Raw genomic sequence first — 12,848 nt, forward strand, 5'->3', positions numbered from 1 at the left:
TGACGCGGCGACCATATCGTTGCTCAATCTACGTACGAATTCGATTGGGAAGGCGACTCATCGGTATAAGAACAACATAAAGGCGGTTGAGGGTCGCGGTGCGTGCAGTTAGGAAATTTCCGCTCCTGCCCAAGCGCTTATCCTTGACGAATATTCTCGTCCCTGCCGGTTCTTAAGATAACCTCCCCAGGTGTCCCGCGCTCGCGTCGCCAACTGGCCGGGCTTTGGCCAAAGGCCCGCCTGAACAGCCTGCACAGATGTGCTTTATCCGAAACGCCAGCGCTCAAGGCTATTTCACTCAGTGACGCCGCTCCTGTGATCATCAGGAGGCTGGCTCGCTCCAGACGCCTTCTCACTACGTAGGCATGTGGCGAATCGCCAACGGCCAGTTTGAACTTACGTGAGAAATGCGCTGGGCTTCGACGCGCTATAGTGCTGAGATCCCGGATGTGAATGGTGTGGTGCAAATTGCTGTCAATGTAAGCTCGCACGCGTGAGATCTGCCAAGCCGCTAGGCCACCCCTTTTGGAGCCACTAGCGCCCGAACAGCGCTCGATCTCCGACTGCAGGATGTTCGATGCTGTCGCCAGCGACGCCTTGACCGCCTCCTGGTCGCGCCCCAACTCTCGTCTTGCAGTTTCCACCAGCTTGGCCAAGCTGCTCGCAACCAGGTGGAACTGCTTATCGGCCGCAGCGAAAGGCTCTGGTGCGGTGGCTTGAAGTCCTTCCATGGTCACTCCCTCGATAAGGTATCCGAGGCTTCGGATGCGCGAGAGCGTGCAGCGCGGGGCGCCTTTTTGGCTTGTTAATCAACGTTATGGAAGGTTAGTTGCTCGGCACAACGAAGCGGATCGAGTGTTGAATATCCGCGCCTTCGCTTCCGGAAGGTTGAGTAAGCCCATCACGATTTATGCCCAGGCGACCGAGAGATTGTCGGTGATCGACACCGCGAGCTCGTTGACAACAAAGCCGGCCGCAGTTGAGTTGGTCGACGTGTGCCGAGTTGTACATGCCTGCGGAAATGTCGTGGGTCCGAAGCGGCATTCCACTCACGATGCGGCAGCCGGATGAGCCGGCGCAGTGAAACGAAAGATCGCGCCACGTGGCACATTAGGGCTCGCCGACAATTGTCCGTTATGCGCTTCGATGATCGATCGGCAGATCGATAGCCCAAGCCCCAAACCGCCTGGCTTCGTGGTGTAGAACGCCTCGAACACCCGCCCAAGATCCGTCTGCGCGAAGCCCGGACCTGAATCGCGTACCTCGACCGACACGCCATCCGGCTCGTTACGGCTTCTGATGAGCAATTCCCGCTCCCCTTCGCCGACGTCGCGCATCGCTTCGATGGCATTGATGATCAGGTTAAGCAGTACCTGCTGCAGCTGGACCCGATCCCCTCGGATATGCGGTAACCCCTCCGCCAACTGCGTCCGCACCGAGGCGTTATTTTCGGCGGCCTCGGTACGGGTGAGAGCAATAACCTCGAGGATGGCATCGTTGATCACTACAGCGTCTTTTCGTGGGGGCGCCTTCCTGATCAGTGCGCGGATTCGCCCGACGACCTCGCCTGCGCGATTCCCCTCCTTGACGATAAGTGAGAGCGCATTATCTACCTCGCGATAATTTGGTGGCTTCGCGCTCAGGAAACGCCGAGCGGCTGAGGCGTACGTGACTGCCGCGGCGATCGGCTGGTTGACTTCATGGGCGATCGAGGCCGTCAACTGGCCCATCGTCGCGACGCGGTTGGCGTGCGCGAGCTCCAGTTGCGTCTCGCGGTAGCGCCGCTCGCTTTCGCGTGCTTCTGCCTCCACGAGTTTGCGCTCAGTCAAATCAAGCACGAAGGCAACGCCATGATCTTGCTGTTCGTCGAACGCGGCCGAACCGATCAGCACAGGCACGCGGCTGCCGTCCTTGCGCAAGTACTCCCTTTCATAAGGTTGGACCGCGCCAGTCGTGTCTATGCCCACCAGAGAGCGGGCGGCGCTGGCCCGCCATTCCGGCGGCGTCAGGTCGGCCAAGCGCATATTGCCCGCGGCGATATCCTCCCGGTCGTATCCCATCATCTTGAGGAACGCGTCGTTGGCTTCGATGATTCCACCCTTCCGACTCGAGATGAAAATCCCAATGATGTTGGCATCGACCAGTCGCCTGATTTTCGCCTCGCGCTCTGCGACGTCGCCGTACAACCGGGCGTTCTCCAACGCGATTGCCGCCTGCGAGGCGAGCAACTTCAGCACCGCGATACGCCCCGGCGTGAACACATGCGACGCCAGACTGTTTTCGAGGTATAGCACGCCGATTAGTTCGGTCTGTTTTCAGCAACGGCAGGCAAAGAAGCGACCGTGCCTGTTTGCGACCGATGTATTCATCCTCGGCAAACGCGTTCTTTTCGCGGGCGTCATCCAGAATTACCTGACTCTTAGTGCGGATGACTCGTTCAAGGACGCACACGGGCAATTCAGACGACGTCACCGGTGTTCCGAGAAGATGGACCCTGACACCATCGCGACCGCTCCTCGCGACCGCCTCCATCCGACTTTCGCCGCCGTGTGGGAGAATCAGGAGGCCGCGGTCGGCCCCGGCATGCTCGACCGCAATAGCCATCAGCGTCTGGATTAACCTCTCGAGGACGATTTCGCCGGCCACGGCTTCCGACATCTTGATGACCGTAGCCAGATCCAACCGCTCGGCAGACGTCTCGATGGTGGGCTTTGCGGCCAATGATACCGGTTGTCGGATCCGGGGGTGGGTCTTGTCGAGTTGAGCGACCTTCGCCCAGGCGCCCCAGCGAACGTAACAGTCGCGGGCTTCGTCCAAAAAAGTATCAGCCACCTTTTCGAGACCACGAAGGCGGTAGAATCGAGCCGCCAATTCGCTGGCGAGCGCCTGGTCCTGGAGGAAGCCGCGCTCCGCCGCCAAGCGAATTGCCTGCTGGTACAGCCGCATGGCCTCAATGTCCCCTCCTTCGAGGCGCGCCCATTCCGCCGAGATCAACGCGTGTTTGTGCGCGAACGTCGCCGGGCCACTCTCAGCCCATCGCTGAAACGAACCCAGGTGTGCGATGAACTCCTCACGAAGATCTGCTCGTCTCTCCGGCGAAGACGCCGGGAAGACCGCGGCAATGGCAAGAGAATGATAAAAGCAGTAATCCATCGACTGAAGATTGAAACGAGCCGACCAGAGAACTGGCTTCGCCCTGGCAGCAAACTCAAGGGCTCTCTCCGCGTTGCCCAGCAAGAAGTGCCGCTGCAATTGCAGGATCCAATGAAAGCAGGCAACGATTGGCACGCCGCCCCGGAGCACCCGCGCTTCCAGCGCCGTCTCGTCAAGGGGGGCGCCGCTTCCCGCTCCTCCGCGAAGACTTTGAACAAAACCCTGAATGCTCAAGATGACCAACTGACCAAATTTGTATTTGCGGACGAAATCCAGGGCATCTACCGACTCGAGCCATACCTGGTCGAGAGGATCGCCGCGTGCCATCAGATCGGTGACGCGATGTTGACGGTTCCAGCAGGCGTAGACCATCTCGCCGGTTTCCGCGACAGATCGAGCCGCGGCCTCGAGGCAGGTCAGAGCCTCTTCAATTGGACGCGTCCACAGGACCGCCATTTGCATGAGGAAATGTGCGCCTGCCTTCTGCGCGGTGAACCCGTATCGTTCGGCGACCGCGACTGCCAATCGTGCAAACGCCTCTCCGTCTGCGAAGCAATGGAACACCGGGCCAAGAGCTACGGAGATTCCGGCGTAGCCGATCGTAGAGTACCCGCTTGTTCCATACCGACAGGACAGCCTGACCATCCTTAAGCAATTCATCTGGAACAGCTCGCCGTCGGCGTGATAGGCCAATTCGCCCATTGAACTGCAGAGCTTCATGACCGCCTGCGTCTCCGGGTCCTCCATCATCGGCAGATCAATCAGGCTCTCGATCGGGCGCCCGTCGAGGGCCCGGCGCATCTCCTCGTATTCTGCCCGCACTTGTTCCGGCGTCGGAGCATCCGGCAGATCGACGCCGAACGTTCGCAGGCATTCGAGCGCCGTGCGCACAGCGGGGCTGTAGTTGCCTTGCCTCAATTGAAGCATGATGCGCAGACGACAGATCTCGGCATTATCGATCTTGGACCGCGCCTTGATGAGTAGCACCTCCACGAGTCCCGCCGCCTGCTCCAGGTTCGAGTTGAGAATCTCGCATTCTGTCCGCTCCAGGAACAGGTTCAACGTCAAGTCATAGGTTCTCTGCCACCCGTCGTCCGAGAGAACGGCGATACCGGCTGCGAGGTAGGTGGAGGCCGCAGCATAGGCGGTCGAAGCTTTCGCCTTCCGGCCTGCAACAAAATTGAGTTCGGCCGCGCGCACCTTCTCGGGCCACTCGGAAATGAGAGCCGTGCCAAGATTCAGCTGGTTGACGAGGTCGTAGATCTTCTCCGCGACGCTCTCTTGCGTGGTCTCCGCGACAAGGAGACGTGCGATCCGCAGATGGAGTTCGGCACGACCTTCCGTCGGAATCAGAGCATAGGCGGCCTCCTGAACCCGATCATGGAAGAACCGGTAGCTTCCTTCGCGGGGAACAGCGGCGCCGGCACGGACCGCGTCGCGAAAACTTGCGTGCATCGCTTCGTCGGACTCGGTGCGCAGCTTTGCCAAAGTCGCAAAGTCGGCGTGATTGCCGAGGCAGGCGAGCAGCTTCAACGCCTCCTGGGCCGCCGGAGCAAGACGCCGTAACCTGCCAATCATCAGGTCCACTGGATTGTCGCTGAACCTGTTGTTGTCGACGATAGCGTCCAAATCCCATGTCCACGACCGCGAGAGCGGATCGAACTCGATCAGCCGTTCTTCGGCGAGGCTGGTGAGGAACTGTCCTGCGAAAAAGGGATTGCCGCCGCCGCTTCTCTTGTGCACCAGCTCGGCTAACGGCCGCATCTCGGCGGGCGCACTCCGCAACGTGTCACACAGCAGTTGGTTGATGTCGTCGACCGAGAGCGGGCCGAGGACGATCCGATCGACTTTCGCGCCGGCTTGGCGCAGATCCTCCAGCTTGAGCATCAGCGGATGTGCCGGGTCGACCTCGTTGTCGCGATAGGCACCGATGAGCAACAGGTGACGCGTGTCGGGATGGAGGAGGAGATATTCGATGAGCGTCAGCGTGGCCGGATCGAGCCATTGCAGGTCATCGACGAAAATGACGAGCGGATGTTCCGCCCTCGCAAAGACGCCGACAAACCGCCGGAACACGGTCTGAAACCGCAGTTGGGCGTCGACCGGCGAGAGGACTGCCACGGTCGGCTGTGGGCCGATCAGTCGAACGAGGTTGGGAATGAGGTCGGTCAGCAGGCGGCCCTGACTGCCGACAGCTTCCTTGATCGCTTCTCGCCAGAAAGCGATGTCGTTCACCTGGCCGTTCAGCAGTTGTTGAATCAATCCCTGAAAAGCCTGAGCCAGGGTCGCATGAGGGGTATCGCGGAGCCGCTGGTCGAATTTTCCCGAAATGAAGATACCGCGAGGCAGCACGATGACCTTGTGCAGCTCGTTGACGACCGACGACTTGCCGATGCCCGAGTAGCCAGAGACCAGAACGAGCTCCGAGCCGCCATGCTTCACGACACGATCGAAGGCAACGAGCAGGGTGGCGATCTCGTCCTCGCGTCCGTACAGCTTCTCCGGGATCATCAGCCGGTCCGACGCGTCCTGCAGACCAAGCGAGAGCGGGTCGATCCGCCCGAACGACTCCCAGGCAGTCAGGCACTTGCGCAGGTCCGCCTCGACCCCTGCTGCGGTCTGGTAGCGCTCCTCGGCTGTCTTCGCGAGAAGCTTCATGACGATCATCGAGAGCGGAGCCGGCAGCGCGCTTACAAGTTCGTGCGGCGGGACAGGCTCTCGCGCGATGTGACAGTGGATCAACTCGATCGGGTCAGCGGCGGTAAAGGGCAACGCGCCTGTCAAAAGCTCGTAAAAGGTAACCCCCAGCGCGTACAGGTCGCTTCGGGAGTCGACCGAGCGGTTCATCCGGCCTGTCTGCTCCGGCGCCATGTAGGCGAGTGTACCGGTGATAGTCTCCGGCGGCTCTGGCGCCTGGCGCTCGCGCGGCAGACGCGAAGCGATGCCGAACCCCGTCAGCCACACGCCGCTACTTGCCGATTCCACCAGAATATTTGCAGGCTTGATGTCCTTATGGATGAGGCCTCGCTCATGCACATGGCGGAGCGCGCCCGCGAGCGGGATCGCGATGCGCAGGAAATGCGATACATCCAGTGGCTGGCCAAGCAGTTGATCGAGCGGCGTACCGCCGGGATCCTCAAGCACCAGCGTTATACGGCCGTTATCGTGCGTAAGCGCAACAGGTCGCGCGGCCCACTCGGCGTCAAGTTCGGACTTGAACGCATATTCGCGCTCAAGTCGCTCGACGCAACCGGGCGAGGTTTCCTCTGCAGCAACAAGCAGGATAGGCGTCAAGCCGTTGCCAGAGCCTCGGGATAGAGCGATGCCGCCTTCCCGCAGCGACGAGAACACGTAACCCGAGAGCCCGTTCATGAAGGTTCCTGGTGGAAGTGCTTTGAGGCTTGCCCCGTAATCACACGCGTTACGGCCTGTACAGTCGCGCGGTCACCAATTCGTAACGCGCTTACCGAAGACGTTAGCCGTTTCGTTACTTCCATTGACTGTTCTGGTTGCTTCCATCTGGAACCTTTTCCGGGACTTGCACCTACTGGAAAGCGCCGCCCTGTTGGCTGCCTACTCTCACCCGCCCCGGGAACGTATCCGCACCAAACTTAGACGGGCAGGTGGCTGGCCGCTTGAAGGAACGTGTGGCGACTTGTCGGCTCCTATTGCCAACAGCGCAACTCGTTGCGATTCGAGGCAGCCAGCGACGTATTCCCCATGCCGGCGGAGGACTACGTCGACTTCGGCATGCTCCTCTAGTTTTTCGAGTGCATATGCCCGCGTCGTATCTAGCAACCGATACTGTCCCTGCGTTTCGTCGATCTGAGTTGCTATTAACGACTTCTCAACCAGGCCGGCGATCGCGTCAAAGATGTCTCCGGTGCCCATGCCGAGTTCGCCAGCGACATACCGCGCGCCGTCAAGGGTGAATTGACCAACGAAAGGGGCGATACGTCGAAGAACAGTCCTTTCCCCGTCAGACAGCAGATTGTAGCTCCAATCCAATGTCGCTTTCAGCGTCTGATGTCTGGCGACCGCCGATCGATGGGCCAGTTTCAGCAGCTCCAGCCGAGCGAGGGTGTTCTTGAGGCCGAGGGCGGCCACCTGACCTGCCGCCAACTCAATTGCCAAGGGTATGCCATCCAGCTTCCGGCACATTTCTGCGACAAACGGCGCCTCCCCATCGGTGAGAATGAAGCTTCCCGCCCTCGCCGCCACGCGTCGTGCGAGCAACTGCACCGCAGGAAATCGAAGCACGGCATTTGCCGTTTGCTCCGAGCCATCTGGTGGAAAATCAAGGGGAAGAACCCGCCAACAATGCTCGCCTCCTACCTTCAGCAATTCGCGACTCGTGGTCAGAAGATAGATCTGCTCCGATTCCTGATAGAGTTGCTCGGCGAGCAGCGCGACCGCCTCGATTACATGCTCACAGTTATCGAGAATGATAAGACACTTCCGCGAACGAACCAGATCGACCAGCTCCAGACCGGGATCTTTCGATGTGAGCGCAAGTCCAAGGGATGTCGCGACGGCGCCTGCAACATGCCGCGGATCCGCAAGGCTTTCCAGGTCGACAAAATGGACTTCCCCGCCAAACTCCTCGGCAGCGGCGCGGCCAACGGCCAGGGCAATGGTCGTCTTGCCAATACCGCCGGGGCCGAGCAGAGTTACGAACCGCTCATTTCGAAGTTTCTGGCTAACCTCGCTGACAACCGTTTCTCGCCCAACCATCACGATCGGTCTGACGGGGAGCCTGCCCTGGTGGGAGAACTTGGCGTTCCTGCTTTCCGTGCCGCCAACCAGCGGGATGACGGTGCCGACGAACGAATAGCCCCGTCCTTTGATGTTTGCGATGTATCGATTGCCGAATTGGCCGTCACGAAGAGCCTTGCGGATTGCGGCCACGTGGACCCGGAGGCTTCCCTCTTCAACGGTGACCTCTGTCCAGACGTGATCCATCAGCTCCTGCTTCGCGATGACCTCGCCTGGGCGGTCGGCAAGATAGGTCAGAATATCCAACGCCCGATCCCCGAGCGAAAGCTCTCGACCGTCGCGCCGAAGCGCCCTCTCGCCAATCGAAAGTTCAAAAGGGCCAAACCTCAGCTTCTTGTGAACGACGGTGCCATGCATACTTGTCAGCCAAATGTTGGATCTCCCCGGCTCTGCATGCGTATCGTCGGTGGGCAAACGCCGCAATTGTGCGCGCGTAAAGCTGACCCCAACGAAGCTCGTAGTCTTTCCCTCACCTTTGGAAAGCAGGAACTACACCTTGGTATAACTCAATCACCCTCAGCACTGAGTTGGGCCGCACCCCGCCGCTACGACCGCAATGATGGGCAGGGATGGCGAGCGGAGGCGACCTGTCGCATGCCTAGCGGCCATTGATGCGACGTAGGCACGCTAAGGCGCGCCTCCATTTCCCTTGATGCGATCCAGCGCAGCCTGAATGCAATTCAGGAGGTCACTCTCATCGAACGGCTTGGGCAGATAGCAGATGACCCCGGCCTGAAGTGCCCGGGCGCGGATATCATCGCTCGGATAGGCAGTTATCAGTACGGTGGGAATCTCATTGCCCAATCGAGACAAATTGTTGTGCAAATCGAGGCCATTCATCTTGGGCATGTCGTAGTCGACAACCAAGCAGCCGGTGCGGCTCAGTTCGGGTGACCGCAGGAACTCCTCTCCGGACGAAAATGCCTTGGCGATCAATCCCACCGAACGCATTAAAACTTCGATTGCATTTCCAACCGCGTTGTCGTCATCGACTATGGCAACTATTGGTCTGGTATTTGGCACTTGGCACGACCGGTAACCGCGAGCAGCGCTTGGAGAAACGAATGTCGCCCACACACTCTTGCTCATCCAACCTAGGCGCAACCGCTACGTGCTTCGATTATACGATTGTATAGTAACTCGACCGGAAATCTTGTGGTCCATGGAACAAGCTGCGTCACAAGCACCGACTTTCATATCGCCCTTGCTCTGTTAACTCACAAAAAGTCCCTCCAGCCTGGACCAGGCTGGAGGGGGCAAGGGGAGGCCGCAGGGAGTGATCGGCCTCGGGAGAGAACTCGACCATAGCGGCACGCATCGGCGCTCACTATTGAACTAGCGGAAAGATCGAGTACCAAATGGGAATGTGCGCACTATACAAAGGTTGCGCCCTGCCGGCGCTAGTCGGTTCGACTTGGGTGGGCAGGTGGCTTCCTGACGCAAAATACTGGCCCGACTTCAACAAGCCAGTTCACCGATGAGTGCAAACCGTGGAGAGTAAATTGGGCTGATGGTCTCCTCTATCGTCCACGCGATAATCTCGCTATGCTAGGTCGCGGACTAGAAAAGCTGATGCGCATGTCAACGAGGCACATGTGGTAGAGCAACCGCCAACAGTGATGGTCATCGACGATGATCCGGGAGTGCGGGACTCCATAAGTATGCTGCTTCGATCGGCGGGCTTTCGGGTCAGCCTATTCGGGTCGGTGAGCGAATTTTGCGCGGCGGATCTGCCAGAAGGACCCACTTGCCTGGTGCTTGACGTGCGGCTTCCCGGCCAGAGCGGACTCGAACTGCAGCGCGAACTGGCAGGCGCCAAAAGACGGCTGCCTATCATCTTCATCACCGGACATGGCGACATTCCAATGTCGGTGCAGGCGATGAAGGGTGGCGCTATCGAATTCCTGACAAAGCCGTTCCGGGAGCAGGATTTGCTTGAAGCGATTCAACTCGGTCACGCCCGTGATCGAGCGCAGCTTGAGCAGGAACAAGCTTTGGCAGGGCTGAAAGCTCGTTTCGAAACCTTGACGCCCCGGGAGCGCGAGGTCATGGCGTTCGTGGTGACCGGGCGGCTGAACAAGCAGATCGCAGCCGACCTCGGCGTTAGCGAAATCACGATAAAAGTTCATCGTGGCCAAGTGATGCGCAAGATGCGGGCATCGTCCTTACCTGATTTGGCGCGCATGGCCGACCAGTTGCAACTGACGCCGACAAAGCCGCATAACCCGGGTCGCGTTGCCTAGAAGCGGGCACTTCATTCACAATGCGGCGGCCGAATGAGTCGGCACAGTGAAGCGAAAGATAGCGCCACGTGGCACGTTAGGGCTCGCCCACAGACGCCCGTTATGCGCTTCGATAATCGACCGGCAAATCGACAGCCCAAGTCCCAAACCGTCCGATTTCGTGGTGTAGAAAGCCTCGAATGCGCGCTCAAGCGCCGCCGACGCGAAGCCTGGACCTGAATCTCGTACCTCGACTGACACGCCATCCGGTTCGTTACGGGTGCCAATGAGCAATTCCCGCTCCTCTTCGTCGATCTCGCGCATCGCTTCGATGGCATTGATGATCAAGTTAAGCAGCACCTGTTGCAGCTGGACCCGATCACCCTGGACACGAGGCAAGCCCTCCGCTAACTGCGTCCGCACCGAGATGCCATTGTTTGCGGCCTCCCTACGGGTGAGCGCAATAACCTCGAGGATGGCATCGTTGATCTCTACGGCGTCTTTTCGCGCGGGCGCCTTCTTGATGAGCGCGCGGACTCGCCCGACAACCTCGCCTGCACGATTCCCCTCCTTGACAATAAGAGAAAGCGCTTCATCCACCTCACGAAGATTCGGTGGCTTGGCGCTCAGGAAACGCCGCGCGGCTAACGCGTATGTGACTGCCGCCGTAATCGGTTGGTTCACTTCATGGGTGATCGAGGCCGTCAATTGGCCCATTGTCGCGACGCGATTGGCGTGCGCGAGCTCCAGCAGCGCCTCGCGATATGCTTCTTCGGCCCGCTTCTGGTCATCGATGTCGTGACCTGCGCCATACCAGTTCACGATCGCACCGTTCGCGTCGCGCAACGGCACGCGCCTGCTGCGGTGCCAGCGATACACGCCGTCGGCGCGGCGCAGCCGCATTTCGATGTCGTATGGCTCTGCCGCTGCAACATGCATGTCCCAGTCGCGCGAGCGTTCCGGGTAATCTTCCGGATGCACCACGCTTCCTAGGTTGTCGAACCCGACCCCTGGACCGACGAATTCACTAAAAGTCCGATTCATGAAATCGGCTGCGCCGTCCGGCTGATAACGCACGACATGGGCCGGTATCGTATCGATGATTTGACGGAGCTTGTGTTCGCTTTCCCGCAGCGCATCTTCGGCGCGCTTGCGATCCTCGATGTCATAGGCGGTCCCGTACCACTTAATGATCTTGCCGTTCTCGTCGCGCGCAGCGACACGATCGATACAGAACCAGCGATACTGTCCGTCGGCACGCCGGACGCGCTCCTCGGTATGCCACGGCTCGCCGGTGGCAAGGGCGTCACGCCACATTTTATCGCCTCCCGCGATGTCGTCGGGATGCGCCACGACGGACCATTTCGTGCCGAGCGCAGCCTCGTCCGAGAGGCCCGTGTATTGTTTCCAGGCGGCGTTGACGAAGTCGCGCCTGGCGTCTGCCGAATAGCTCGCCACCGGGATTGGGATGGTATCGATCATCTGCCGCAACTCGCGCCGCGCCGCAGCGAGTTGAATCTCTCTCTCGCGCAGCGCATCCTCCACGCGCTTGCGCTCCGTCAAATCGAGCACGAATGCAACGCCCTGATTACCGCCCTCTTCAAATGTTGCCCCACCTATCAGTATGGGCACACGGCTACCGTCTTTTCTCGTGAATTCTTTCTCGAATGGCTCGAACCGGCCGCCACTTTTCTGCTGTTCGATCCTTGCGTTATTCCTGTCGCGCCAATCGGGCGGCGTCAGGTCCGCCCACCTTATGCAGCCCGAAGCCAGGTCTTCGCGATCGTAGCTCACCATGCGAAGAAATTCGTCGTTGGCCTCGAGAATGCGACCGTCGAAATCCCAGACGAAAATCCCGATGATGTTGGAATCGACCAGGCGCCGGATCTTCGCTTCGCTTTCGCGCAATGCTTCCTCGGCGTGTTTGCGCTCCGTCACGTCGATTTGTGTAGCGACCACCTCGACCAGTTCCCCATTTGTCGAGAACACAGGTTGGCCGATTGACTCGAGGTGTTTCACCGTTCCATCGGGCAGTACGATTCTGTACGCGGCCGAGTAACGTTTCTTCTCACCCAGCGCGCGCTCAACCACTGCGTTCAGCCGGTCACGGTCGTCGGGGTGGATCCGTTGCAGCACGGCTTTGCGGCTTGGAACACCCTGCGCCGGATCAAACCCCCAGATGCGGTAAATCTCTTCCGATCCATAGAAAACCGTCGAGCCCTTGTAGGCCGTCACACCGCAGTGGCTTAGCCTCTGTGCTTCCGCCAGATAGGCTTCGCTGCGGCGTAAGCTGGCGGTGCGTTCCGCCACCGTGGCCTCGAGCTCCTCGTGGGTCCAACGAAGCTCCTGCTCTGCCCGCCGTCGCACAGCGCTGACCCAGCCGACAGCCGAAGCGCAAAATATGCAAAAGGCCAGATAAACAAAATCGGCATAGCTGATTGGGCTGAAGGAAAAAACGGGAGACAGGAAGAAGTAATTGAGACTGAGCACTGACAGGACAATTGCGAGCACACCCGGCCCGGTTCCTGCGTACCAAACGGTCGCGGCGACCGCGAACAGGTACGGCGTCAAAACGGCCTCGAACTGCCGCAGCACGAAGAAATCCAGTACGACTGCGATTGCTACGGACAGGACTGCAATGCCGTAGCGGAGAATCGTCGGCATAGGTGTTGGCGATAAAGGGTCCCGACGCGCCAT

The 12,848-nt window shown here is 59.6% G+C and carries 6 protein-coding genes and 1 pseudogene; 1 reads left to right on the top strand and 6 read right to left on the bottom strand.

The window, feature by feature from the left end:
• Positions 1-137 precede the first annotated feature (137 nt).
• From UP06_RS27900 to UP06_RS27915, 5 genes and pseudogenes are all read right to left on the bottom strand, one after another.
• Complete coding sequence (locus tag UP06_RS27900) at positions 138-731, bottom strand: helix-turn-helix domain-containing protein (protein WP_050032126.1); 594 nt, start codon at positions 729-731, stop codon at positions 138-140.
• Between the two features lie 318 nt (positions 732-1,049).
• The gene (locus UP06_RS41085) at positions 1,050-2,294 is read right to left on the bottom strand and encodes a PAS domain-containing sensor histidine kinase (protein ID WP_349509942.1); all 1,245 of its coding nucleotides are present in this window, start codon (positions 2,292-2,294) and stop codon (positions 1,050-1,052) included.
• 70 nt (positions 2,295-2,364) lie between these two features.
• A pseudogene (locus tag UP06_RS42220) lies at positions 2,365-6,525 on the bottom strand (ATP-binding protein); the annotation flags it as partial.
• A 207-nt stretch (positions 6,526-6,732) separates the two neighbouring features.
• Positions 6,733-8,286, bottom strand: coding sequence for an ATP-binding protein (locus tag UP06_RS27910; RefSeq protein ID WP_050032129.1), 1,554 nt, complete (start codon positions 8,284-8,286; stop codon positions 6,733-6,735).
• A gap of 270 nt (positions 8,287-8,556) precedes the next feature.
• Positions 8,557-9,006 (bottom strand): response regulator transcription factor, encoded by a 450-nt coding sequence (locus UP06_RS27915; protein ID WP_349509945.1) that lies wholly within the window; start codon positions 9,004-9,006, stop codon positions 8,557-8,559.
• A gap of 518 nt (positions 9,007-9,524) precedes the next feature.
• Between UP06_RS27915 and UP06_RS27920 the strand changes: the two genes are divergently transcribed.
• Entirely contained in the window at positions 9,525-10,172 is a 648-nt protein-coding gene (locus UP06_RS27920; RefSeq protein WP_045006865.1) for a response regulator transcription factor, read from the top strand.
• A gap of 15 nt (positions 10,173-10,187) precedes the next feature.
• Here the strand turns inward: UP06_RS27920 and UP06_RS39315 are convergent, their stop codons facing one another.
• Positions 10,188-12,815: a PAS domain S-box protein gene (locus UP06_RS39315; protein WP_050032132.1), complete on the bottom strand. Its 2,628-nt coding sequence runs from the start codon at positions 12,813-12,815 to the stop codon at positions 10,188-10,190.
• Positions 12,816-12,848 lie beyond the last annotated feature (33 nt).

The organism is Bradyrhizobium sp. LTSP857, assembly GCF_000938285.1.
In the GTDB taxonomy this organism is placed as follows: domain Bacteria; phylum Pseudomonadota; class Alphaproteobacteria; order Rhizobiales; family Xanthobacteraceae; genus Bradyrhizobium.

What these genes read in the sequence shown, in the direction of transcription:
- UP06_RS27900 (WP_050032126.1), bottom strand. Translation starts at nt 731, where the DNA reads ATGGAAGGACTTCAAGCCACCGCACCAGAGCCTTTCGCTGCGGCCGAT.
- UP06_RS27910 (WP_050032129.1), bottom strand. Translation starts at nt 8,286, where the DNA reads ATGCATGGCACCGTCGTTCACAAGAAGCTGAGGTTTGGCCCTTTTGAA.
- UP06_RS39315 (WP_050032132.1), bottom strand. Translation starts at nt 12,815, where the DNA reads ATGCCGACGATTCTCCGCTACGGCATTGCAGTCCTGTCCGTAGCAATC.